General features: G+C 72.2%; 21 protein-coding genes. 10 read left to right on the plus strand and 11 right to left on the minus strand.

Annotated features, from left to right (window positions below; genetic code table 11):
- Window positions 1-5: 5 nt before the first annotated feature.
- Complete coding sequence (locus ACZ6S6_RS29565; RefSeq protein WP_362953943.1) at window positions 6-989, minus strand: LuxR family transcriptional regulator; 984 nt, start codon at window positions 987-989, stop codon at window positions 6-8.
- Window positions 990-1,182: 193 nt separating this feature from the next.
- Here ACZ6S6_RS29565 and ACZ6S6_RS29570 point away from each other — a divergent pair, with 193 nt between their 5' ends.
- Window positions 1,183-2,595, plus strand: a complete 1,413-nt coding sequence (locus ACZ6S6_RS29570; protein ID WP_469707724.1) for an aminopeptidase P family protein — start codon at window positions 1,183-1,185, stop codon at window positions 2,593-2,595.
- A gap of 122 nt (window positions 2,596-2,717) precedes the next feature.
- Here ACZ6S6_RS29570 and ACZ6S6_RS29575 read toward each other — a convergent pair whose 3' ends face one another.
- The 3 genes from ACZ6S6_RS29575 to ACZ6S6_RS29585 all read right to left on the minus strand — a co-directional run bounded on the left by ACZ6S6_RS29575 (window position 2,718) and on the right by ACZ6S6_RS29585 (window position 5,971).
- Window positions 2,718-4,358, minus strand: a complete 1,641-nt coding sequence (locus ACZ6S6_RS29575; RefSeq protein ID WP_469707726.1) for a phospho-sugar mutase — start codon at window positions 4,356-4,358, stop codon at window positions 2,718-2,720.
- Window positions 4,359-4,572: 214 nt separating this feature from the next.
- Window positions 4,573-5,397, minus strand: a complete 825-nt coding sequence (locus ACZ6S6_RS29580; RefSeq protein ID WP_362953939.1) for a purine-nucleoside phosphorylase — start codon at window positions 5,395-5,397, stop codon at window positions 4,573-4,575.
- Between the two features lie 136 nt (window positions 5,398-5,533).
- Complete coding sequence (locus ACZ6S6_RS29585) at window positions 5,534-5,971, minus strand: gamma-glutamylcyclotransferase family protein (RefSeq protein ID WP_024490113.1); 438 nt, start codon at window positions 5,969-5,971, stop codon at window positions 5,534-5,536.
- 249 nt (window positions 5,972-6,220) lie between these two features.
- On the opposite strand from ACZ6S6_RS29585, the gene ACZ6S6_RS29590 reads away from it, so the two are divergent.
- Together ACZ6S6_RS29590 and ACZ6S6_RS29595 are read left to right on the plus strand one after the other, a co-directional pair.
- Window positions 6,221-7,660: an NAD(P)H-quinone dehydrogenase gene (locus ACZ6S6_RS29590; protein ID WP_362953937.1), complete on the plus strand. Its 1,440-nt coding sequence runs from the start codon at window positions 6,221-6,223 to the stop codon at window positions 7,658-7,660.
- A gap of 186 nt (window positions 7,661-7,846) precedes the next feature.
- Window positions 7,847-8,803, plus strand: a complete 957-nt coding sequence (locus ACZ6S6_RS29595; protein ID WP_469707729.1) for a DeoR/GlpR family DNA-binding transcription regulator — start codon at window positions 7,847-7,849, stop codon at window positions 8,801-8,803.
- Window positions 8,804-8,859: 56 nt separating this feature from the next.
- Here ACZ6S6_RS29595 and ACZ6S6_RS29600 read toward each other — a convergent pair whose 3' ends face one another.
- A complete protein-coding gene (locus ACZ6S6_RS29600; protein WP_469707731.1) occupies window positions 8,860-9,444 on the minus strand; it encodes a TetR/AcrR family transcriptional regulator in 585 nt (194 codons plus the stop codon).
- A 155-nt stretch (window positions 9,445-9,599) separates the two neighbouring features.
- Window positions 9,600-11,354 carry an acetyl/propionyl/methylcrotonyl-CoA carboxylase subunit alpha gene (locus ACZ6S6_RS29605; protein ID WP_362953931.1) on the minus strand — a complete coding sequence of 585 codons (1,755 nt, stop codon included), beginning with the start codon at window positions 11,352-11,354 and terminating at the stop codon, window positions 9,600-9,602.
- A 398-nt stretch (window positions 11,355-11,752) separates the two neighbouring features.
- On the opposite strand from ACZ6S6_RS29605, the gene ACZ6S6_RS29610 reads away from it, so the two are divergent.
- Window positions 11,753-12,202, plus strand: a complete 450-nt coding sequence (locus tag ACZ6S6_RS29610; RefSeq protein WP_362954200.1) for a hypothetical protein — start codon at window positions 11,753-11,755, stop codon at window positions 12,200-12,202.
- Between the two features lie 28 nt (window positions 12,203-12,230).
- Here ACZ6S6_RS29610 and ACZ6S6_RS29615 read toward each other — a convergent pair whose 3' ends face one another.
- From ACZ6S6_RS29615 to ACZ6S6_RS29630, 4 genes are all read right to left on the minus strand, one after another.
- Window positions 12,231-12,848: a nucleoside triphosphate pyrophosphatase gene (locus tag ACZ6S6_RS29615; RefSeq protein WP_362953930.1), complete on the minus strand. Its 618-nt coding sequence runs from the start codon at window positions 12,846-12,848 to the stop codon at window positions 12,231-12,233.
- Between the two features lie 31 nt (window positions 12,849-12,879).
- Window positions 12,880-13,008: a morphogenic membrane protein MmpB gene (mmpB, locus tag ACZ6S6_RS29620; RefSeq protein WP_280118751.1), complete on the minus strand. Its 129-nt coding sequence runs from the start codon at window positions 13,006-13,008 to the stop codon at window positions 12,880-12,882.
- Window positions 13,009-13,084: 76 nt separating this feature from the next.
- On the minus strand, window positions 13,085-13,291 hold the full coding sequence (locus tag ACZ6S6_RS29625; RefSeq protein ID WP_469707734.1) for an acyl-CoA carboxylase epsilon subunit: 207 nt from the start codon (window positions 13,289-13,291) through the stop codon (window positions 13,085-13,087).
- Window positions 13,292-13,305: 14 nt separating this feature from the next.
- Entirely contained in the window at window positions 13,306-14,898 is a 1,593-nt protein-coding gene (locus ACZ6S6_RS29630; RefSeq protein WP_469707736.1) for an acyl-CoA carboxylase subunit beta, read from the minus strand.
- Window positions 14,899-15,031: 133 nt separating this feature from the next.
- Here ACZ6S6_RS29630 and ACZ6S6_RS29635 point away from each other — a divergent pair, with 133 nt between their 5' ends.
- From ACZ6S6_RS29635 to hutH, 5 genes are all read left to right on the plus strand, one after another.
- Window positions 15,032-15,934 (plus strand): biotin--[acetyl-CoA-carboxylase] ligase, encoded by a 903-nt coding sequence (locus tag ACZ6S6_RS29635; protein ID WP_469707738.1) that lies wholly within the window; start codon window positions 15,032-15,034, stop codon window positions 15,932-15,934.
- A 121-nt stretch (window positions 15,935-16,055) separates the two neighbouring features.
- On the plus strand, window positions 16,056-17,240 hold the full coding sequence (locus tag ACZ6S6_RS29640) for an adenylate/guanylate cyclase domain-containing protein (protein WP_362953922.1): 1,185 nt from the start codon (window positions 16,056-16,058) through the stop codon (window positions 17,238-17,240).
- An 88-nt stretch (window positions 17,241-17,328) separates the two neighbouring features.
- Window positions 17,329-18,141, plus strand: coding sequence for an enoyl-CoA hydratase/isomerase family protein (locus tag ACZ6S6_RS29645; RefSeq protein ID WP_362953921.1), 813 nt, complete (start codon window positions 17,329-17,331; stop codon window positions 18,139-18,141).
- Between the two features lie 122 nt (window positions 18,142-18,263).
- On the plus strand, window positions 18,264-19,451 hold the full coding sequence (locus tag ACZ6S6_RS29650; protein WP_362953920.1) for a GGDEF domain-containing protein: 1,188 nt from the start codon (window positions 18,264-18,266) through the stop codon (window positions 19,449-19,451).
- 79 nt (window positions 19,452-19,530) lie between these two features.
- On the plus strand, window positions 19,531-21,081 hold the full coding sequence (gene hutH, locus ACZ6S6_RS29655; protein ID WP_469707741.1) for a histidine ammonia-lyase: 1,551 nt from the start codon (window positions 19,531-19,533) through the stop codon (window positions 21,079-21,081).
- Between the two features lie 100 nt (window positions 21,082-21,181).
- Here hutH and ACZ6S6_RS29660 read toward each other — a convergent pair whose 3' ends face one another.
- Window positions 21,182-21,472, minus strand: a complete 291-nt coding sequence (locus ACZ6S6_RS29660) for a hypothetical protein (RefSeq protein ID WP_469707743.1) — start codon at window positions 21,470-21,472, stop codon at window positions 21,182-21,184.
- 107 nt (window positions 21,473-21,579) lie between these two features.
- Here ACZ6S6_RS29660 and ACZ6S6_RS29665 point away from each other — a divergent pair, with 107 nt between their 5' ends.
- Window positions 21,580-21,993 (plus strand): hypothetical protein, encoded by a 414-nt coding sequence (locus tag ACZ6S6_RS29665; RefSeq protein ID WP_469707745.1) that lies wholly within the window; start codon window positions 21,580-21,582, stop codon window positions 21,991-21,993.
- The last annotated feature ends 121 nt before the right edge of the window (window positions 21,994-22,114 follow it).

The following is a 22,114-nucleotide window of genomic DNA, read 5'->3' on the forward strand; positions in this document are numbered from 1 at the left end:
GCCGCTCACAGCCAGCCGCTGCGCTGCGCCTGCAAGGCCATCTGGAAGCGGTTCGCGGCGCCCAGCCGGGCCATCAGGACCTGGAGGCGGCGGAACAGCGTGCGGCGGCTGATGCCCAGCTCGCGGGTGATGGCGTCGTCGCTCGCACCGCCCGCCAGGAGCCACAGCAGCCGGCGGTCGGCGGGCGGCAGGCCACCCGGACGGGTGGTGCGGCCGTGGAACGGCAGGGCGTTCAGCCAGGACTGCTCGAACAGCGCGATGAGCGCGGACAGCAGCCCGCACGGCTGCACGACCAGCATCGTGTTGTGCACATCGGCCTCTTTGATCGACAGCGACACGAGTGCGTACGCGTCGTCGATGATCACGAGCTTGACCGGCACGGACGGCAGCACCCTGGCCTGCTCCCCGGCGTTGACACACGGTTCGATGACGTCCCTCAGATGGCCCGGATGCTCCAGCGACTCCCGTGAGTACACGACGCGCTGCGTCACACCGCGGGCGAGCGTGGCCAGTGCGTCGTCCGTGGCGCCCGGCAGCGGGAAGTACGGCGGCGACTCGAACTGCCGGATCTGATCGCGGGCGCTCGCCCAGGCCTGGCGGATCCTGGGGCCGACGGCGTCGCCGGTGACGACCTCGACGAGATGGTCGTTGTACGCCGCGAGCCGCTGACGCCGGAACGAGTCGAACGCGCCCCCGACGGCGATGCGCGACTCCTCGACCTCGCTCGCCCGGCGCCGGGCGAGGATCTCCAGGCCCGCGGCCGGCGGCACCGGGGCCACCACGTCCTCGCCCTCCCCGGCGGCGCTGGCCAGACCGGCGTCGACCAGCGCGCCGTACGCCGCGTCGAGCTCCGCCCCCTCCAGACCGGCCGCCGCGCCGATCGCGGCCAGCGGCGCCGGAGCCAGATCGAGCAGTGCCAGATAGACCCGGCCCGCCGCGTCACCGAGCCCCAGGAGCCGGAGGGCCTCACCGAGTTTCGCGTTCGTCATGTCCGTATTATCCAACGACCCCCGACAGCGGCGTGGCCGATCTGTGCCAGTGGCACTCCTTGGCACCGGGCGCGCGCAGTGCGGGATACCGTCCGGGTGGCGCCGCCGACCGGCGGCAGCGAGGGCAACCGGTCCGTACCCCGGAGTCACGCCCCTCGCCGCCGAGGAACCCACCCGGAAGCAGGTGTACGACGTGGCGAAAGACCGAAAGAACCGTCTCTACCCAGGGATCTCCGAGGAACTGTCCGCGCTGATGCGGACGGGCTGGGCGGACACCGAGCGGCACGACCTCCAGCTGAACGAGCAGGCCCCGTACGCGGCCGGCCGCCGCGCCGCGCTCTCCGCGCGCTTCCCCGGCGAGCGCCTCGTGATTCCCTCGGGGAACCTCAAGATCCGCTCGAACGACGACGGCTACGCGTTCCGGCCCTACACGGGCTATGTGCACATGACCGGCGACCGGGCCCGGGACGGCGCTCTCGTCCTCGAACCCCGCGCGGACGGCGGCCATGACGCCTACTGCTTCCAGCTGCCGCGCGACAGCCGGGACAACGACGAGTTCTGGACCGGTCCCACGGCGGAGCTGTGGATGGGCCGGCGCCGCTCGCTCGCCGAGTCGGAGCTCGTACTCGGCCTGCCCTGCCGCGACGTCCGCACCGCGGCCGACGCCCTGGCCGCCGGCTCCGGCGCGCCGACCCGGATCGTCCGAGGTATCGACCCGTCCCTTGAGGACGCCGTCACCACCGGGGAGGAGGCCGACGCCGAACTGGAGGAGGCGCTCAGCGATCTCCGCCTCGTCAAGGACGACTGGGAGATCACCGAGCTCCGCAAGGCCGTCGACTCCACCGTCCGCGGATTCACCGACGTGATCGGTGAACTCTCCCGCGCGGTCGCCTCGTCCGAGCGCTGGATCGAGGGCACGTTCTTCCGCCGCGCCCGCCTGGAGGGCAACGCCGTCGGCTACGGCTCGATCTGCGCCGCGGGCGAGCACGCCACGATCATGCACTGGACGGACAACGACGGCCCGGTGCGCCCCGGCGACCTGCTCCTGCTCGACGCCGGCGTGGAGACCCACACCCTCTACACCGCCGACGTCACCCGCACGCTCCCGATCAACGGCACCTTCACCCCCTTGCAGCGCAAGGTCTACGACGCGGTGTACGAGGCCCAGGAGGCGGGCATGGCCGCCGTGAAGCCGGGCGCCGCGTACCGCGACTTCCACGAGGCGTCCCAGCGCCACCTCGCGGTCCGGCTGGTCGAGTGGGGCTTCATCGAGGGCCCGGCCGAGCGCGCGTACGAACTCGGCCTCCAGCGCCGCTTCACCATGGCGGGCACCGGGCACATGCTCGGTCTGGACGTCCACGACTGCGCACACGCCCGGAACGAGGAGTACGTCGACGGCGTACTGGAGCCCGGCATGGTGCTCACCGTCGAGCCCGGCCTCTACTTCCAGCCGGACGACCTCACGGTGCCCGAGGAGTGGCGCGGCATCGGCGTCCGGATCGAGGACGACCTGGTCGTCACCGATGACGGCCACGAGAACCTGTCGGATGGGCTGCCGCGGTCGGCGGACGACGTCGAGGCGTGGATGGCGCGGTTCGCGGGCTGAGTGAGCCGGAGCTGAATCAGACACAGAGCCGGTGCTGAAACAGGCACGGAGGGAGGGCACCCGCCCGGAGCGGGGCCCTCCCTCTGTGCCTGCAGGGGAGGCCTTCCGCAGCCCCGCCCGCCTCAGATCCCGGCCGCGGCCGCCAGGTCCCGCTTGATGCCGGTGAGCAGCTCCACGCCCCTCGCGCGGGCCGCCGGCAGCTCGTCGGCCGAGGCGACCGGCACCACGACCTCCAGATAGCACTTGAGCTTCGGCTCGGTGCCGCTCGGGCGGACGATCACCCGGGCGCCCTCCAGGTGGTAGCGGAGCCCGTCGGTGGGCGGCAGCAGGCCGGTGCCGTGGAGAAGATCCTCGGCCGAGGTGACGGCGAGGCCGGCGAGCGCGGTCGGCGGCTGCTCGCGCAGGCGGCGCATGGCGTCCGCGATGACGGACAGATCCTCGACCCGGACCGACAGCTGGTCGGTGGCGTGCAGCCCGTGCTCGACCGCGAGGTCGTCCAGCAGGTCGGACAGCGTCCGGCCCTGTTCCTTGAGCACGGAGGCGAGTTCGGCGACGAGGAGCGCGGCCGTGACGCCGTCCTTGTCGCGGACGCCGTCCGGGTCGACGCAGTAGCCGAGCGCCTCCTCGTAGCCGTACCGCAGACCGTCCACCCGGGCGATCCACTTGAAGCCGGTCAGCGTCTCCTCGTAGCCGAGGCCCGCCTTCCGGGCGATCCGGCCGAGGAGGGACGACGACACGATCGACTCGGCGAACACGCCGGTGACACCGCGCCGCACGAGGTGGGCGGCGAGCAGCGCGCCGACCTCGTCGCCGCTCAGCATCCGCCAGCCGCCGTCGGCGGCCGGGTCCGGGACGGCGACGGCGCAGCGGTCGGCGTCCGGGTCGTTGGCGATGACGAGGTCGGGGTCCGAGCGGCGTGCCGTGGCGAAGGCGAGGTCCATCGCGCCGGGCTCTTCCGGATTGGGGAAGGCGACGGTGGGGAACGCGGGGTCCGGCTCGGCCTGCTCCGCGACCAGGACCGGGGCGGGGAAGCCGGCCCGGTCGAAGGCAGCGGTGAGCACGGACGTGCCGACGCCGTGCAGGGCCGTGTACACGACGCGGGCGGTACGCGGCGATCCGGCGCCGAGCACGGTGTCGGTACGCGCCAGATAGGCGTCCAGCACCTCTTCGCCGAGGGTCTCCCAGCCGTCGCCGGGGCGGGGCACGGTGTCCAGCGGGCCGACCGCGGCGATCGCGGCGGCGATCTCGCCGTCCGCCGGGGGGACGATCTGCGAGCCGTCGCCGAGGTAGACCTTGTAGCCGTTGTCGCGCGGCGGATTATGGCTCGCGGTCACCTCGACGCCCGCGACGGCGCCCAGATGCCTTATGGCGTACGCGAGTACGGGCGTGGGGAGCGGGCGGGGGAGTACCGCCGCCCGCAGACCGGCGCCGGTCATCACGGCCGCGGTGTCGCGGGCGAAGTCGGTGGACTTGTAGCGGGCGTCGTAGCCGATGACGACGAGGCCGCCGGCCTGTCCCTGGTCCTTGAGGTACGCGGCGAGTCCGGCGGCGGCGCGGATGACGACGGCGCGGTTCATCCGCGTCGGACCGGCGCCCAGCTCACCGCGCAGGCCCGCGGTGCCGAACTGGAGGGTGCCCGCGAAGCGGCTGGCGAGCTCGTCGAGATCCTCGGTCTCGATGAGCTTGGCCAGCTCGTCGCGGGTCTCGGGGTCGGGGTCCTCGGCGAGCCAGATCCTGGCCCGAGCGATGAGGTCCTGCTGCACGGTGTCCGCCTTCCTTGTGGTCTTGGTGGGGTTGCCGGGCGGGGTGTGCGCCTGCGGCGGGCCGCTTCCCCTCCCCGCCCCTTCCCGTAACCGGGGCTCCGCCCCGGACCCCGCGCCTCAAACGACGGCGGGGCCGGACTGCGCTCCTCAAGCCCCGCCGGCCTCTGAGGCGCGGGGGTACGGGGTCAGCGCCCCCGGAACGGCCCGAGCCGGGTCAGATGCGGTCGAGCAGGCGGGCCAGCAGCGAGCCCATCCGGGTCGCCGAGTCGCGCCCCGCCTGGAGCACCTCTTCGTGGTTCAGCGGCTCCCCGCTCAGCCCGGCGGCCAGGTTCGTCACCAGCGAGATGCCCAGGACCTCCGCCCCGGCCTCGCGGGCCGCGATGGCCTCCAGCACGGTGGACATGCCGACCAGGTCGCCGCCCATGACCCGGACCATGTTGATCTCGGCCGGCGTCTCGTAGTGCGGGCCGGGGAACTGCACGTACACGCCCTCTTCGAGGGTCTCGTCGACCTCCTTGCACAGCGCCCGCAGCCGCGGCGAGTACAGGTCGGTCAGGTCGACGAAGTTGGCGCCGATGATCGGCGACGCCGCCGTGAGGTTGATGTGGTCGCTGATCAGGACCGGCTGTCCGGGGCGCATGCCCTCGCGCAGCCCGCCGCAGCCGTTCGTCAGCACGACGGTCTTGCAGCCCGCCGCGACCGCGGTACGCACCCCGTGCGCCACGGCGGCGACGCCGCGGCCCTCGTAGAAGTGCGTGCGGCCGAGGAAGACCAGGGCGCGCTTCTCGCCGATCCGGTACGAGCGGATCGTGCCGCCGTGGCCCTCGACGGCGGGGGCCGGGAATCCCGGCAGGGCGGTCACCGGGAACTCGGCCTCCGGAATGCCGAGCGCATCGCCCGCGGGTGCCCAGCCGGAGCCCATCACGAGTGCGACGTCGTGGGTCTCGGCACCGGTCAGCTCGCGCAGGCGGGCGGCGGCGTCGGCGGCGGCGGCCTGCGGGTCGCCCTGGATGTGGTCCGGAATAACTGATGCGTTCACGCGGATGAGCGTAACCGCTGATTCCCTACGCGCGTAGATGCTCCCGTACAGAGTCTGAAAGCAGCACTTCGTGCGTTCCCACAAGTGGTGGGGCGGTGATCTTGCGGAAAGGGCAGCTCGCGGGCGCTGCCGGGGCTCAGCAGGGGCGCTTGCGGAGTTCCATCACATAGTCGTGCGGTGCGCCCGCGGAGTCGGCGGCATCCGCGATCTCGCCGAGGTAGCGGGCGGAGGGCAGCCCGCCCTCGTAGCCGTTCAGCACGTACATCCAGGCCGGCTCCTCGCCGTCCAGGGTGTGCACCCGGACCCGCATCCGCCGGTAGATGTCGAGGCCGACACCCTCCCAGCGGTCCATGGAGTCCTCGTCCATCGGCGCCAGGTCGTACAGGGCGACGAAGACCTGGGAGCGCGGCGCCTCGACCACCGTGGCCAGCGCGCCCTCCCAGCCCATCTGCTCCCCGCCGAACGTCAGCCGCCAGCCGTTCAGCCAGCCGGTTCCGCGCAGCGGCGAGTGCGGTGCGCGGCGCGTCATCAGCCGCGCGTCGAGGTTGCCGGCGTATGCGGCGTAGAGCGACATGGGGTCGAGGGTACGGGAGGTGGCCCCGGTGAGGTCGATTCCGGTGAGGAAGACGCCCGCTCGGGGGGTACGCCGCCCTGCGGTCCGAGCCGGGCCCCGGGGGGCCGGTGCACGTATGGAGGGCCCCGGGGCGAAGCACCTTGGCGCGTGCGGGACAATGAAGTACGTACTGCATTCACCCGGGGCGACCCCCTGGACCCCGGCCGGGGCAGCAGACGGCCGCGGGACGAAACGCGAGGCGGACTTTTCGTGACCCGGATCGTGATCATCGGCGGCGGACCCGGCGGGTACGAGGCGGCATTGGTGGGCGCCCAGCTCGGCGCGGAGGTGACCGTCGTCGACTGCGACGGCCTCGGCGGCGCGTCCGTGCTCACCGACTGCGTGCCCTCCAAGACCCTGATCGCGACGGCAGAGGTGATGACCACCTTCGACTCCTCGTACGAGGAGCTGGGCATCACCGTCGCGGACGACACCCCGTACAAGGAGCAGGCGGCGCGCGTCGTCGGCGTCGACCTGGGCAAGGTCAACCGACGGGTGAAGCGCCTGGCGCTCGCCCAGTCCCACGACATCACCGCCTCCGTCACCCGTGCGGGTGCGCGGGTGATGCGCGGACGCGGCCGGCTGGAGGGACTCCAGGCCGCCGACGGCTCCCGCCAGGTCGTGGTGACCGCGGCCGACGGCACGGAGGAGACCCTCTCCGCCGACGCCGTGCTGATCGCGACCGGCGGCCACCCCCGGGAGATCCCGGACGCGCTCCCCGACGGCGAGCGGATCCTGAACTGGACCCAGGTCTACGACCTCGACGAGCTCCCCGAGGAGCTCATCGTGGTCGGCTCGGGTGTCACGGGCGCGGAGTTCGCCGGCGCCTACCAGGCCCTCGGCTCCCGCGTCACCCTCGTCTCGTCCCGGGACCGGGTGCTGCCGGGCGAGGACCCTGACGCGGCCGCCGTCCTGGAGGACGTGTTCCGGCGCCGCGGCATGAACGTGATGGCCCGCTCCCGCGCCCAGTCCGCCAAGCGCGTCGGTGACCGCGTCGAGGTCACCCTCGCCGACGGCCGGGTCATCTCCGGCTCGCACTGCCTGATGGCGGTCGGCGCGATCCCGAACAGCGCGGGCATGGGCCTGGAGGAGGCCGGGGTCAAGCTCAAGGACTCGGGCCACATCTGGACCGACAAGGTCTCCCGCACCAGCGCGCCGGGCGTCTACGCGGCCGGTGACGTCACCGGGATCTTCGCGCTCGCCTCGGTCGCCGCGATGCAGGGCCGGATCGCGATGTACCACTTCCTCGGTGACGCGGTGACACCGCTGAACCTGAAGACGGTCTCCTCGAACGTCTTCACCGACCCGGAGATCGCCACGGTCGGCTACAGCCAGTCCGATGTCGACGGGGGCAAGATCGACGCCCGGGTCGTCAAGCTGCCGCTGCTGCGCAACCCGCGCGCCAAGATGCAGGGCATCCGGGACGGTTTCGTCAAAATACTCTGCCGCCCCGGCACCGGCATCGTGGTCGGCGGCTGTGTCGTCGCACCGCGGGCGAGCGAGCTGATCCACCCCATCTCGATCGCGGTCGACAACAATTTGACGGTAGAACAGATCGCAAACGCCTTCACCGTGTATCCGTCCCTGTCGGGATCGATCGCGGAAGTGGCCCGGCAGTTGCACACCCGTAAGCAGGCGGGCGAAGCGTAGAACGCCTCGGGGACCCGGCATTTCCCGGCAACTCCCGGCAAGTCAGGCGGTCCTGCGACCGCCCGCGATCAGTAGGGAACAACAACGGGGCCGCCTATACCACTTGGCGGCCCCTTGTGTGTACAACTTCTGCTATTCGGCGCAAACTGCTGAAAACTCTCGGGTGATCGCGTTACTGTCAGTTTCGTGTTCGCTGCAGAACGTCGTCAATTGATCCTCGAAATGGTGCGTGCCAACGGGGCGGTATCGCTCCGTGAGCTCGCCCGCGTCGTCCAGACCTCCGAAGTGACCGTACGGCGGGACGTGCGGGCACTGGAGGCAGAAGGACTCCTCGACCGCCGGCACGGCGGTGCGGTTTTGCCGGGCGGTTTTACGCGGGAGTCCGGCTTTCCGCAGAAATCCCATCTCGCCACCGCGGAGAAGACGGCCATCGCCGATCTGGCCGCCGGTCTCGTCGAAGAGGGCGAGGCCATCGTGGTCGGCGCCGGTACGACCACGCAGGAGCTGGCCCGCCGGCTCGCGCGGGTCCCCGGTCTGACCGTGGTCACCAATTCGCTGCTGGTCGCCCAGGCGTTGGCCCATGCCAACCGGGTCGAAGTGGTGATGACCGGGGGCACCCTGCGCGGTTCCAACTACGCCCTGGTGGGCAGCGGTGCCGAGCAGTCGCTCCAGGGGCTGCGGGTCTCGCGCGCCTTCCTGTCCGGGAGCGGCCTCACCGCCGAGCGCGGGCTCTCCACGTCCAACATGCTCTCCGCGAGCGTGGACCGGGCGCTGGTGCAGGCGGCGGGGGAGGTGGTGGTCCTGGCGGACCACACCAAGCTCGGCTCCGACACCATGTTCCAGACGGTGCCGACCGACCTCATCACCCGGCTCGTGACGGACGAACCGGCCGCGCACGACGACCGGGCCGCGGCGGAGCTCCAGGCCCTGGCGGACCAGGGGGTGCAGATCGCGGTGGCCGGCGCCGGAGGTGCCCAGGCCCCGGCCGACCCCGCGCCGCCCGGCCGGACCAACCGCCGCGACATGCCCCTGCCGGGCCAGCGGCGGACGCACGGGGGCGGGCCGCAGCCGTTGCGCGGCACGGCGCCGGTGCTGGCGGAGCAGGGGGAGCGGGCCCGAGTCGCGGACCTGCGCCGACGGTGATCCGGACGGGGGCGCTGCCCCCGCGCCCCCGCCCCTGAACCGCCGGAGGGGCCTGACTACGGCGCCCGCAACCCCTGCACCGTCAGCGTCAGCAGCCGCCCCGCCAGCCCCGGATCGTCCGGTGACTGCTCCGCGGCCAGCGCGATCGCGTTCGTCAGCTGCATCAGATCGTCGATGGAGACCTCAGCCCGCACCGCCCCGCCCGCCTGCGCACGGGCCAGCAGTACCGAACCCGCCTCGCGCAGCGGCACATTGCACGGGGACAGCGCCGAAGTCTCGTCCCGGCAGGTCGACATGAGCGCCTGGGCAAGCCCGCGGTACTCACCCGCATGAGTGATGATCGCGCCCAGCCACTCCACCAGCCCGTCGCACGGCCGCTCCGTCCCCGCCAACTCGCGGGAGCGGGCGATCAGGTCGGCCACGGCCTCCTGGAAGACGGCGCTCATCAGCGCGTGCCGGGTCGGGAAGTGCCGGTACAGCGTGCCGATCCCCACCCCCGCGCACCGCGCGACATCCTCCAGGGACGCCGCCGTGCCGTGCTCCGCGAAGGCGGTACGGGCCTCGGCCAGCAGCCGGTCGTAATTGCGGCGCGCGTCGGCGCGCATGGGCCGGGCCGGTGTCCCTGCCGTGCTCATCGCCATCGCGCAGTCCTCCCTGATTCCGCCGCGGGGGTCCAGGATGCCATCGCGCGTCCGGGCCGGTGCCCCTCGGGCGGCGTTCCCCCGGCCCACGAACGGCGCCCCTGCCACGTCGTACGAGGTGACAGGGGGCGCCGGCGGAACGGAGCGAGCGGGGGTCAGTCCTTGATCTCGCAGATGACGGCACCGGACGAGACCGAGCTGCCGACCTCGGCGGCCAGGCCCTTGACCGTGCCGGCGCGGTGCGCGTTGAGCGGCTGCTCCATCTTCATGGCCTCCAGGACGACGATCAGGTCGCCCTCCTTGACCTCCTGGCCCTCCTCCACGGCGATCTTCACGATCGTGCCCTGCATCGGGGAGGCGAGGGTGTCGCCGGAGGCCGCGGAGCCGGACTTCTTCGCCGCGCGGCGCTTGGGCTTGGCGCCCGCCGCGAGTCCGGTGCGGGCCAGGCTCATGCCGAGCGACGAGGGCAGCGAGACCTCGAGACGCTTGCCGCCGACCTCGACGACCACGGTCTCGCGGCCGGACTCCTCGTCCGCCTCCGCGTCGGCCGGAGCGGCGAACGCCGGGATCTCGTTGACGAACTCGGTCTCGATCCAGCGGGTGTGGATCCGGAACGGGTCGGAGGTGAACGCCGGGTCGGCGACGACCGCGCGGTGGAAGGGGATGGCGGTGGCCATGCCCTCGACGGTGAACTCGGCCAGCGCACGGGCCGCGCGCTGGAGCGCCTGCTCACGCGTCGCACCGGTCACGATCAGCTTCGCCAGCAGCGAGTCCCAGGCCGGGCCGATGACCGAGCCGGACTCCACGCCCGCGTCGAGGCGGACACCGGGGCCGCTCGGCGGGGCGAACAGGGTGACGGTGCCGGGAGCGGGCAGGAAGCCGCGGCCCGGGTCCTCGCCGTTGATCCGGAACTCGAAGGAGTGGCCGCGCACGGCCGGGTCGTCGTAGCCCAGTTCCTCGCCGTCGGCGATCCGGAACATCTCGCGTACGAGGTCGAGGCCGGTGACCTCCTCGGTCACCGGGTGCTCGACCTGGAGGCGGGTGTTGACCTCCAGGAAGGAGATCGTGCCGTCCGTGCCGACGAGGAACTCGACCGTGCCGGCGCCGACGTAGCCGGCCTCCTTCAGGATCGCCTTCGACGCCGCGTACAGCTCGGCGTTCTGCGCCTCGGACAGGAACGGTGCCGGGGCCTCCTCGACCAGCTTCTGGTGCCGGCGCTGGAGCGAGCAGTCACGGGTGGAGACGACGACCACGTTGCCGTGGGAGTCGGCCAGGCACTGGGTCTCCACGTGCCGCGGCTTGTCGAGGTAGCGCTCCACGAAGCACTCCCCGCGCCCGAACGCGGCCACGGCCTCACGGACCGCGGAGTCGTACAGCTCCGGGATCTCCTCCAGGGTGCGGGCGACCTTCAGCCCGCGCCCGCCACCGCCGAAGGCGGCCTTGATCGCGATCGGCAGCCCGTTCTCCTCGGCGAAGGCGACGACCTCGGCCGAACCCTCGACCGGGTCCGGGGTGCCCGCGACGAGCGGGGCACCCGCGCGCTGCGCGATGTGGCGGGCGGCGACCTTGTCACCGAGGTCCCGGATCGCCTGCGGCGGCGGGCCGATCCACGTCAGTCCGGCGTCGAGCACGGCCTGGGCGAACTCGGCGTTCTCCGAGAGGAATCCGTAACCCGGGTGGATCGCGTCCGCCCCGGAGTCCTTGGCAGCCTGGAGCACCTTGGCCATGTCCAGGTAACTGGCGGCCGGGGTGTCACCGCCCAGGGCGAATGCCTCGTCGGCCGCACGCACGTGCAGAGCGTCGCGGTCCGGGTCCGCGTAGACGGCCACGCTCCCGATTCCCGCGTCCCGGCAAGCTCGGGCAACACGGACAGCAATTTCGCCACGGTTGGCGATGAGCACCTTGCGCACGATGGCTCCCTCCTTGAAACAAGCTGAGTTTAGGGACTACCGACACGGCCCTACGACCCGTCCCCAATGGTGAGCTTGCCCACACAGAGTGTGGTTCGAGGCTTGCTCAAGTCGCGAAATCCCTTGTGGCACCACGGTACGCCGGGATCCATAACCGCACAGTAGCCACGAGGTGTGGTCCAGGTCTCTGTCGGTACGGGCAGCGACGCCCCGTATTTCTTTGTCTGATTCCTACTAACGGCTGCGCGATTCTTTGCTCGCCGCCCGGCCGCCGGCCCGGCGGGAGCCCGTCGCGGAGCCGCGGAGACGCGAAGGCGGCCGAAACCCTTGTCGGGAGCATTACCGATTAGTAGGGTCCGCGCTATCGCACGTACTGCAGGTAACAGGGGGTGAGTGCCATGGTGCGCAGGCCGGTGGCTTTCATAGCCGCGATCGTGCTGTTCGCGGAAGCCGTGGGCATCGTGGTCATCAACGGCATCATGGCGACGGTCGTGAAGAACCAGGACATGTCCCTGGCGGGGATGGACCCCGGCGCCATGTCCAACGGCACCTGGGCGATGGGCGGGGTCTTCGGACTGTTCCTGCTGCTGTGCGGGGTGCTGCTCCTGCTGACCGGCATCCGCGACCGGGCACCGGGCCGGATCGCCCGGATCGTCCTCATCTGCTGCGCCGTCATCCACGGGGTGCTGGGCGCGTTCACGGTGGGGCTGGTCGGCTGGACCGCGTTCGTCTTCATGATGGTGGTGCTCGGACTGATCGTGCTGACGCTGGTGGCGTACGGCGCGGACCGCGAGGAGCCGGCCGCCGAGGCGGGTACCGAGCAGCCGGCGGCCCCGGCCCCGGCCTGACCGGACGGCCTGACCGGACGGGCCCCGCTCAGACCCAGAGATCGGTGACCGGGATGCCCAGCTCGCCCAGCAGCCGCCGCAGCAGCGGCAGCGAGAGCCCGATGACGTTGCCCGGGTCGCCGTCGATGGAGTCCACGAACGGCGCCGAGCGCCCGTCGAGGGTGAAGGCGCCCGCCACGTGGAGCGGTTCGCCGGAGGCCACGTAGGCGGCGATCTCGGCGTCCGTCGGCTCACCGAAGCGGACCGTCGTGGACGCGGTCTCGGAGACCGTCCGCCCGGCCGCGGTGTCGGTCAGGCTGTGACCCGTCCGCAGCACCCCCGACCGGCCCCGCATGGACTTCCAGCGGGCCGTGGCGTCCTCGGCGTCGGCCGGTTTGCCGAGCGCCTCGCCGTCGAGTTCGAGCACCGAGTCGCACCCGATGACCAGGGCGCCCGCGACCTCCACAAGGGCGGCCACGGCCGCCGCCTTGGCCTCGGCGAGTACCAGCGCCAGCTCGGCGGGGGTCGGGGCGCTCAGCGCGTCCTCGTCCACCCCGCTGACGATCACCTCGGGAGCGAACCCGGCCTGCCGGAGCAGACCGAGGCGGGCGGGGGAGGCGGAGGCGAGCACGAGACGGCGGGGCGCGGGATCAGTCATGCGCGCCATCGTACAAATCAGCCGCACGCTCTCCGCGCGGTCACCGTGTTCCGAGTACGAACATGGCGACCACCATGGCCAGCGCGAGCACCAGACCCACGCGACGCATCATGTCCTGGGCGTCGCGCAGTTCCTTGGGCGGCTTGTTCTCGGGGTCCGACCACAGCATGCGTCCGATCCTGCTGCGCGGGCCGCGCGGGCGCCTGAGTACGCGTACTCAACCGCCCCCGGCAGCCTCCCGCCGGCTACCCGGGCCAGTACGTCCGCGCCCAGGCGCGCGGCCCCGGCAGATGACGGCCGCGCCGGGCGACCCGGCCAGGGTCGGACCACTGGCCGGGCAGCTCCGGCGCACCGGACGACACGGCGGCCACCGCGGCGGCGCGTGCCCGCACGACCGCGAGCGCGGCTGCCAGCTCTTCCGGGGTCGGGTTGCCCCGTATGACCTTGATCATGGCCAGGGCCCTTTCTAGAGAGGGATGTTGCCGTGCTTCTTCGGGGGCAGCGACTCCCGCTTGGTCCGCAGCTGCCGCAGTCCCTTGACCACGTGGGCCCGGGTCTCGGACGGCATGATCACCGCGTCCACGTAACCGCGCTCGGCCGCCACGTACGGGTTGAGCAGCGCGTCCTCGTAGTCCGCGATCAGGCCGGCGCGGGTGGTGTCCCTCTCGGCGGCGTCCGTCACGGCGGCGATCGTACGGCGGTGCAGGATGTTGACGGCGCCCTGCGCGCCCATGACGGCGATCTGCGCGGTCGGCCAGGCGACGTTGATGTCGGCGCCCAGGTGCTTGGAGCCCATGACGTCGTAGGCGCCGCCGAACGCCTTGCGGGTGATCACCGTGATCAGCGGGACCGTCGCCTCCGCGTACGCGTAGATCAGCTTGGCGCCCCGGCGGATGATGCCGCTGTACTCCTGGTCGACGCCGGGCAGGAAGCCGGGCACGTCCACGAAGGTCAGCACGGGCACGTTGAAGGCGTCGCAGGTGCGCACGAAGCGCGCGGCCTTCTCGCTCGCGTTGATGTCCAGGCAGCCGGCGAACTGCATCGGCTGGTTGGCGACGATGCCGACCGGATAGCCCTCCACCCGGCCGAAGCCGGTGAGGATGTTCGGCGCGAACAGGGCCTGGGTCTCCAGGAATTCGCCCTCGTCCAGCACATGCTCGATCGCGGTGTGCATGTCGTACGGCTGGTTCGCCGAGTCGGGGATGAGCGTGTCCAGCTCGCGGTCCTCGTCGCTGGTCGCGAGGTCCGCCTCCTCCGGGAAGGCCGGGGCCTCGGAGAGGTTGTTCGACGGGAGGTAGGAGAGCAGCGACTTGACGTACTCGATGGCGTCCTTCTCGTCGCCCGCCATGTGGTGCGCCACACCGGAGGTGGTGTTGTGGGTGCGGGCGCCGCCGAGCTCCTCGAAGCCGACGTCCTCGCCGGTGACCGTCTTGATGACGTCGGGTCCGGTGATGAACATGTGCGAGGTCTGGTCGACCATGACCGTGAAGTCGGTGATCGCGGGGGAGTAGACCGCGCCGCCCGCGCACGGTCCGACGATCAGCGAGATCTGCGGGATGACACCCGAGGCGTGCACGTTGCGCCGGAAGATCTCCGCGAAGAGGCCCAGCGCCGCCACGCCTTCCTGGATGCGGGCGCCGCCGCCGTCGTTGATGCCGATGACCGGACAGCCGGTCTTCAGCGCGAAGTCCATCACCTTGACGATCTTCTCACCGTAGACCTCGCCGAGCGAGCCGCCGAAGATGGTGAAGTCCTGCGAGTACACGCAGACGGGGCGGCCGTCGACCGTGCCGTACCCGGTGATGACACCGTCTCCGTACGGGCGGTTCTTCTCGATCCCGAAGTTCGTCGAGCGGTGCCGGGCGAATTCGTCGAGCTCCACGAAGGAGCCCTCGTCGAGCAGCAGAGCGACGCGCTCGCGCGCCGTCAACTTGCCCTTCGCGTGCTGCTTTTCCACCGCGCGCGCGGAACCCGCGTGGGTCGCCTCCCGGGTACGGCGCTGCAGGTCCGCGAGCTTGCCCGCGGTGGTGTGGACGTCGGTCTCTTCCGGCTCGGACATCGGGTTGCGGCTCCCTGCCTGGTCACGGGGACGACTGTGCTGCTGATCAGCGGATGAACAGCTACTGTCCCGTAGCGTATCGGCGCGGATACGGTTCGGCAGTGCGTCGTTTGACACACCTAGGGTGGCTTGCATGACACCTTCGGATGCGTCTCACAGCCGTTGGTCGGACCTGGACCGGCCGCCCCTGAACGTTCCCGCGCTGCGGCGCGGTCTCCTCCGGCCGGACGGGCTGTGGAGCTCCCTCGACGTCGTGGACACCACCGGGTCCACCAACTCCGACCTCGCGGGGCGGGCGGCCGGGCTCACCGAGGGCGCCGTCCTGGTCGCCGAGGAACAGACCGCCGGACGCGGACGCCTCGACCGGACCTGGACCGCCCCGGCCCGCTCGGGCCTCTTCTTCTCCGTCTACCTGACCCCCGGCGACATCCCGGTACGGCACTGGGGATGGCTGCCGCTGCTCACCGGGGTCGCGGTGGCGGCCGGTCTGACGAAGTCGGCGGGCGTCGACACCGCGCTGAAGTGGCCCAACGACGTCCTGGTCACCGTCCCCAAGGACCTCGGAGGACCCCGTCCGGGGGAGGCCCCGGCCACCGAGGAGCGCAAGACCGGCGGCATCCTGGCCGAACGCGCCGGGGACGGCGTCGTCGTCGGCATCGGCCTCAACGTCTCCCTGCGCGCGGACGAGCTGCCCTCCCCCACGGCCGCCTCGCTCGCCCTGGCCGGAGCGGTCTCCACGGACCGCGAGACGCTGCTCAGGGGCGTGCTGCGCTCGCTGGAGCAGTGGTACGGGAAGTGGCGCGCGGCGGACGGCGACGCGGCGGCGAGCGGCCTGCGGGAGGCGTACGCGGCGAGCTGCGCGACGCTCGGGCGGACGGTACGGGCCCAGCTGCCGGGCGGCCGCACGCTCACGGGGGAGGCGGTGGCGATCGACGGGGACGGGCGGCTGGTCCTGTCGACCGGCGACGGCCTCCAGGAGCCGGTGTCGGCCGGCGACGTCGTGCACCTGCGGGGGGCCGGGGGCGGTCTGACCTGAGCGGCGTGCCCCGCATCCGGGTGACCTGGGGACGTGAGGTAGGGCACACCTGCCGTATCGTTGAGGCGATCCACCGACAGATCGGCAGGGCAGTGCGCAGGGAACGGGCAGGAGGCGGCTGGTGACCGTCGACGACACAACCTCCGGCGATGGCGCGGAGCCCCCGTCGGACCCATCGGTCCACGCGACACCGCATCACGAAGTCGACCACACGGCGGAGCCGACCGACGACCCCCTCGCGATCAGGCTGGAAGCGCTGATCCTGGGCGCCGACCGGCGCTACACCCCGTTCCAGGCCGCCCGGACCGCGGGCGTCTCCATGGACCTGGCGTCCCGGTTCTGGCGGGCCATGGGCTTCGCCGACATCGGCCAGGCCAAGGCGCTGACCGAGGCGGACGTGCTGGCGCTGCGGCGGCTGTCCGGTCTGGTCGAGGCCGGGCTGCTCAGCGAGCCCATGGCGATCCAGGTGGCCCGGTCGACCGGGCAGACCACCGCCCGGCTGGCCGAGTGGCAGATCGACTCGTTCCTGGAGGGCCTGACCGAGCCGCCCGAGCCCGGAATGACCCGTACCGAGGTGACGTACCCCCTGGTCGAGCTGCTCCTGCCGGAGCTGGAGGAGTTCCTCGTCTACGTGTGGCGGCGCCAGCTCGCCGCCGCCACCGGCCGGGTCGTGCAGGCCGCGGACGACGACGAGATGGTCGACCGGCGCCTCGCCGTCGGCTTCGCGGACCTCGTCGGGTTCACCCGGCTCACCCGGCGCCTGGAGGAGGAGGAGCTCGGCGAGCTCGTCGAGTCCTTCGAGACCACCTGCGCCGACCTGGTCGCCGCGCACGGCGGCCGGCTCATCAAGACGCTCGGCGACGAGGTCCTCTTCGCCGCCGACGACGCGGGCACCGCGGCCGAGATCGCGCTGCGCCTCGTCGAGGCCATGGCCCTGGACGAGACGATGCCGGCGCTGCGCGTCGGCATCGCGTTCGGCACGGTCACCACCCGGATGGGCGATGTGTTCGGCACCACGGTGAACCTCGCCAGCCGGCTCACCTCGATAGCGCCGAAGGACGCCGTCCTGGTGGACGGGGCGTTCGCCGAGGAGCTGACCCGTACCGGCGACGCCCCCGTCTCCGAGGCGCAGGCCGCCGAGGCCGCCGCGGCCGCCGCCGAGCGCGCCGAGAAGGAGGGCGCGGACGGCGAGGAGCCGGAGCCCGTGCCCAAGTACCGCTACGGGCTGCAGCCGATGTGGCAGCGCCCGGTGCGCGGCCTCGGGGTCGTGGAACCGTGGCTGCTGGCCCGCCGCGGCACTCTCTGACCTGCCGCTGCCCCTGCCCCTGACCCGCTGCCCCGGCAGCGTTCTAGGATCCCTGCGGTAACGCTCGTTAACCGACAGGGGTGCAGTCATGACCGTCACGTCCGAGCAGCGGTTCGGGGAATTCGTCGTCGTACGGGGTCACGAGGGCCTGGAGCACGTCGCCGAGCTGGTCCTCGACCGGCCACGGGCCATGAACGCGGTGTCCACGGACATGGCCCGCTCGATCGGGGCCGCCTGCGCCGCGCTCGCCGCCGACCCGGACGTCCGGGTCACCGTCCTCACCTCCAGCCATGAGCGGGCCTTCTGCGTGGGGGCGGACCTCAAGGAGCGGAACTCCTTCACCGACGCCGACCTGGTGCGCCAGCGGCCCACCGCACGCGCCGCCTACACCGGGGTCCTCGAACTGCCCATGCCGACGATCGCCGCGGTGCACGGGTTCGCGCTCGGCGGCGGATTCGAGCTGGCCCTGTCCTGCGATCTGATCGTCGCCGACCGGACCGCCCTGGTGGGCCTGCCCGAGGTCTCGGTCGGGGTCATCCCGGGCGGCGGCGGCACCCAGCTGCTGCCGCGCCGGATCGGGGCGGCGCGCGCCGCCGAGCTGATCTTCACCGCCCGCCGGGTGGAGGCGGCCGAGGCCCGCGAGCTGGGGCTGGTCGACGAGCTGGTGGCGGAGGGCGAGGACCGGTCCGAGGCGCTGGCCCTCGCCGGCCGGATCGCGGGCAACTCCCCGGTGGGGCTGCGGGCGGCCAAGCGGGCGCTGCGGCTCGGGCACGGGCTCGATCTGCGGGCCGGCCTGGAGGTGGAGGACTCCGCGTGGCGGTCGGTGGCCTTCTCCGGAGACCGCGCCGAGGGCGTCGCCGCGTTCAACGAGAAGCGGAAGCCGAACTGGCCCGGGGAGTGATGCGTGCGTGACTCCCCAGGGAGTGACGCATGCGTGACGGTAAGTGATCACATGGCCACGCAACGCGCATGATCATGGCCGCAAACTGATCAAATCTGCACAAATCTACATAAGCTGTAGCGATGGGTGGTGATGATGCGCGGCTCCGGGCCGTGGTTTCGCTTGCACAGGCGATGGCGGCGGCGCACACCCCGCGAGGGTGCTGGCGAGCGGCCGCGCTGGGGGCGTGCGGGGCGCTGGGCGGCAGCTTCGCCGCGCTGTCGGTGTGGGAGCGCGGGCGCGGGCGGCTGCGGGTCCTGGTGAACGCGGGCGACCGGGCCGAGGGGGAGGAGGAGTTCCCCGACGAGGAGACGTACCCGGTGCACCAGTTCCCGGAGATCACCGAGTTCCTCCATGAACGGTGGGCCGGGGGCGGTGAACCGGACGCCTGGGTGGAGACCGCCGAGGGCCCGGTGGAGCCGGAGCCCGCTGACGGTGAGCGGGGGGCCGGGGCGGGGGGTGCGCCCGGTTACGGGCACGGCTACTGCCATCAGCGGGTGGCGGCCCTGCGCCGGCGCGGGCGTGGCTGCTGTGTGGTGGCGCCGATCGTGCTGCACGGCCGGGCCTGGGGCGAGCTCTATGTGGCGCGTCCGGTGGGGGAGCCGGTGTTCGGGCGCGCGGACGCGGACTTCGCCACCGTGCTGGCCGCCGTCGTGGCCGCCGGGATCTCCCAGACGGAGCGCCTGGAGGAGGTGCGCAAGCTCGCCTTCACCGACCCGCTGACCGGCCTCGCCAACCGGCGGGCCGTCGACATGCGGCTGGACGAGGCGGTGGAGCGGCACCGGGTGGACGGTTCGGTGGTCAGCCTGGTCGTCTGCGACCTCAACGGGCTGAAGTGGGTCAACGACACCCATGGCCACGCGGTCGGGGACCGCCTGCTGGAACGTTTCGGCTCGGTGCTGTCCCGGTGCGGCGCCATGCTGCCCGGCGCGCTGTCGGCCCGGCTCGGCGGGGACGAGTTCTGTCTGCTGGCCGTGGGGCCCGGAGCGGACGAGGTGGTCGCGGTGTCCACCGAGCTGTGCGAGCGGGCGGCCGAGCTGGAGTTCGGCAACGGGGTCGCCTGCGGGATCGCCTCCACCGGTGACCCGATCGGCCCGGTGGTCTCCGCGCGGCGGCTGTTCCGGCTGGCGGACGCGGCCCAGTACCGGGCGAAGGCGGCCCGGTCGCTGGAGCCCGTGGTGGCGGGGCGCGACGGCGAGGTGATCCGGCTGGCGGACTCCCCGCCCAAGCCTGCCCACGACCGTCGCCGGCTGCGCGGAAACCGGCCCTGAACTGCGCGGTCCGATCGGTAAGGGGTCAACCCGGCGACCGCTAGTGACATGAAGCGATTCAATCCGTACGCTTCTGAATATGGATATGCATACAGTCGTGGTGGGGACGTCCGGTACCACCGCTCAGGACGTCATCGCCGTGGCCCGGGGCAACGCCCGTGTCGAGCTCTCCGCCGCCGCGGTGGGCGCTCTCGCCGCGGCCCGTGAGGTCATCGAGGCGCTCGCCGCCAAACCCGAGCCGGTCTACGGCGTCTCCACCGGATTCGGGGCCCTGGCCAGCCGCCACATCAGCCCGGAACTCCGCGGGCGGCTCCAGCGCAACATCGTCCGCTCGCACGCCGCCGGCATGGGCCCGCGGGTCGAGCGCGAGGTCGTCAGGGCGCTGATGTTCCTCCGGCTGAAGACGGTCGCATCGGGCCACACGGGCGTACGGCCCCAGATCGCGCAGACTATGGCCGACGTCCTGAACGCGGGGATCACACCCGTCGTTCACGAGTACGGTTCGCTCGGCTGCTCCGGCGATCTGGCGCCGCTCTCGCACTGCGCGCTGACCCTGATGGGCGAGGGCGACGCGGAGGGCCCCGACGGCGTCGTGCGCCCTGCCGGCGAGCTCCTCGCCGCCCACGGCATCACCCCGGTCGAGCTGCGCGAGAAGGAGGGCCTGTCCCTCCTCAACGGCACCGACGGGATGCTCGGCATGCTCGTGATGGCCATCGCCGACCTCCAGAACCTCTACACCTCGGCGGACATCACCGCGGCCCTCTCCCTGGAGGCCCTGCTCGGCACGGACAAGGTCCTCGCCCCCGATCTGCACGCCATCCGCCCGCACCCGGGCCAGGGCGTCAGTGCCGACAACATGCTGCGGGTGCTCGCCGGATCGGGCCTCACCGGCCACCACCAGGACGACGCCCCCCGCGTCCAGGACGCCTACTCCGTGCGGTGCGCCCCGCAGGTCAACGGCGCGGGCCGCGACACCCTGGACCACGCCCGGCTCGTCGCGGACCGCGAACTGGCCGCGGCCGTGGACAACCCGGTGGTGCTCGCCGACGGCCGGGTCGAGTCCAACGGCAACTTCCACGGCGCCCCGGTCGCGTACGTCCTGGACTTCCTGGCGATCGTCGCGGCCGACCTCGGCTCGATCACCGAGCGCCGGACCGACCGGCTGCTGGACAAGAACCGTTCGCACGGGCTGCCGCCGTTCCTGGCGGACGACGCCGGCGTCGACTCCGGCCTGATGATCGCCCAGTACACCCAGGCGGCCCTGGTCAGCGAGATGAAGCGGCTCGCCGTCCCGGCCTCGGCGGACTCGATCCCGTCCTCCGCGATGCAGGAGGACCACGTCTCGATGGGCTGGTCGGCCGCGCGCAAGCTCCGTACCGCCGTCGAGAACCTCGCCCGGATCGTCGCCGTCGAGCTGTACGCGGCGACCCGCGCGATCGAGCTGCGCGCCGCCCAGGGGCTCACCCCGGCGCCCGCCTCGCTGGCGGCCGTCGAGGCGCTGCGCGCGGCGGGCGTGGAGGGTCCGGGCCCGGACCGCTTCCTGTCGCCGGACCTGGCCGCCGCGGACGCCTTCGTGCGCGCGGGGAAGCTGGTCGCGGCGGTGGAGCCGGTGACGGGGCGGCTCGCTTAGGACCTCCCGTTCCAGTGACGTACGGGGAAGCGGCTGATTCCGCCGTGACGTACGAGGAAGCGGCCGCCGGGTGGATCCGGTGGCCGCTTCCTCGTGACGGTCACCGTGCCGGCAGTGGGCCGGCGCGGCGGGCGGAATAGGTGACGAAGCCCGCTCCCATGCCCAGGAACGCCATGCCCCCGATGAGGTACGGGGTCGTGTCGATCCCGGTGCCGGTGTCGGCGAGCGTCGTACCGTCCGTGCCGGTGGCGTCGATGACGGACGTCCGGCCCGGTGCGCCCGCGGCGGCGCCGGTTTCACCGGTCGCGTTGGCCGTCGGGACGAACCAGAGGGCGCACAGCAGCGTTCCCGCAGCGGTGGCGGTCAGGAGCGGGCGGCGGGTGATGGCCACAGAATCGATCCCCCTTGTGACAGCCGTGAGTTAGGCCTGCGACCGATGCTAGTGAAAGCAGCGGGTCGCAGGAAAGGCGCGGCGGCCGGGAGCTTACGCTCCGGCACATGAGCACTTCTGAGACATCACGTTATGTTCGACTTCAGGTGGAAATGGTGTTGGAGATCACGGACGCCGATGCCCTGAGCGGGACCGCTCTGGAGAGCCTCGCGGCCGAGTTCGGTGAGCCCGGCGGCGATTCCGCCGAGGAACGCACGCATGCCGAGACCGCGGTCCGGGAAGACGCCGCGGAGGCCCTCGCCTCGCTGATCGACCCGTTCGACCTGGTCAGTGAGGTGCCCGGGGTCGAGCTGACCCAGGCCTCGTGGAACAGCGAGAGCATCGCCTACGACCCGCAGGACCCGGACGGATGGGACCTCGACGACGGCGACGACGACGAGGACGGGGACGAAGGCGGCGCCGGCGTCCCGCACAATGGGGAGGAGAACGACGACGACGGCAGTGCGGAGCGGCGGGCGTAGCAGGTGGAGAACACCGGCCCCGGCCCGCATCCGGCGGGCCGGGGCCGGTGTACGTGACAGCCGGCGCACCGGGTCGTGAAGCTGCTGAACAACGGGTCGGACACCGGCGGCACCTACGTGG

Source organism: Streptomyces sp. NPDC048671 (assembly GCF_055587045.1).

Excerpts from the sequence above, each read along its gene's own strand:
- ACZ6S6_RS29565 (WP_362953943.1), bottom strand. The coding sequence starts at position 989 with ATGACGAACGCGAAACTCGGTGAGGCCCTCCGGCTCCTGGGGCTCGGT.
- ACZ6S6_RS29585 (WP_024490113.1), bottom strand. The coding sequence starts at position 5,971 with ATGTCGCTCTACGCCGCATACGCCGGCAACCTCGACGCGCGGCTGATG.
- ACZ6S6_RS29600 (WP_469707731.1), bottom strand. The coding sequence starts at position 9,444 with ATGGCGATGAGCACGGCAGGGACACCGGCCCGGCCCATGCGCGCCGAC.
- ACZ6S6_RS29610 (WP_362954200.1), top strand. The coding sequence starts at position 11,753 with ATGGTGCGCAGGCCGGTGGCTTTCATAGCCGCGATCGTGCTGTTCGCG.
- ACZ6S6_RS29615 (WP_362953930.1), bottom strand. The coding sequence starts at position 12,848 with ATGGCGCGCATGACTGATCCCGCGCCCCGCCGTCTCGTGCTCGCCTCC.
- mmpB (WP_280118751.1), bottom strand. The coding sequence starts at position 13,008 with ATGCTGTGGTCGGACCCCGAGAACAAGCCGCCCAAGGAACTGCGCGAC.
- ACZ6S6_RS29625 (WP_469707734.1), bottom strand. The coding sequence starts at position 13,291 with ATGATCAAGGTCATACGGGGCAACCCGACCCCGGAAGAGCTGGCAGCC.
- ACZ6S6_RS29630 (WP_469707736.1), bottom strand. The coding sequence starts at position 14,898 with ATGTCCGAGCCGGAAGAGACCGACGTCCACACCACCGCGGGCAAGCTC.
- ACZ6S6_RS29635 (WP_469707738.1), top strand. The coding sequence starts at position 15,032 with ATGACACCTTCGGATGCGTCTCACAGCCGTTGGTCGGACCTGGACCGG.
- ACZ6S6_RS29645 (WP_362953921.1), top strand. The coding sequence starts at position 17,329 with ATGACCGTCACGTCCGAGCAGCGGTTCGGGGAATTCGTCGTCGTACGG.
- ACZ6S6_RS29650 (WP_362953920.1), top strand. The coding sequence starts at position 18,264 with ATGGGTGGTGATGATGCGCGGCTCCGGGCCGTGGTTTCGCTTGCACAG.
- hutH (WP_469707741.1), top strand. The coding sequence starts at position 19,531 with ATGGATATGCATACAGTCGTGGTGGGGACGTCCGGTACCACCGCTCAG.
- ACZ6S6_RS29665 (WP_469707745.1), top strand. The coding sequence starts at position 21,580 with ATGAGCACTTCTGAGACATCACGTTATGTTCGACTTCAGGTGGAAATG.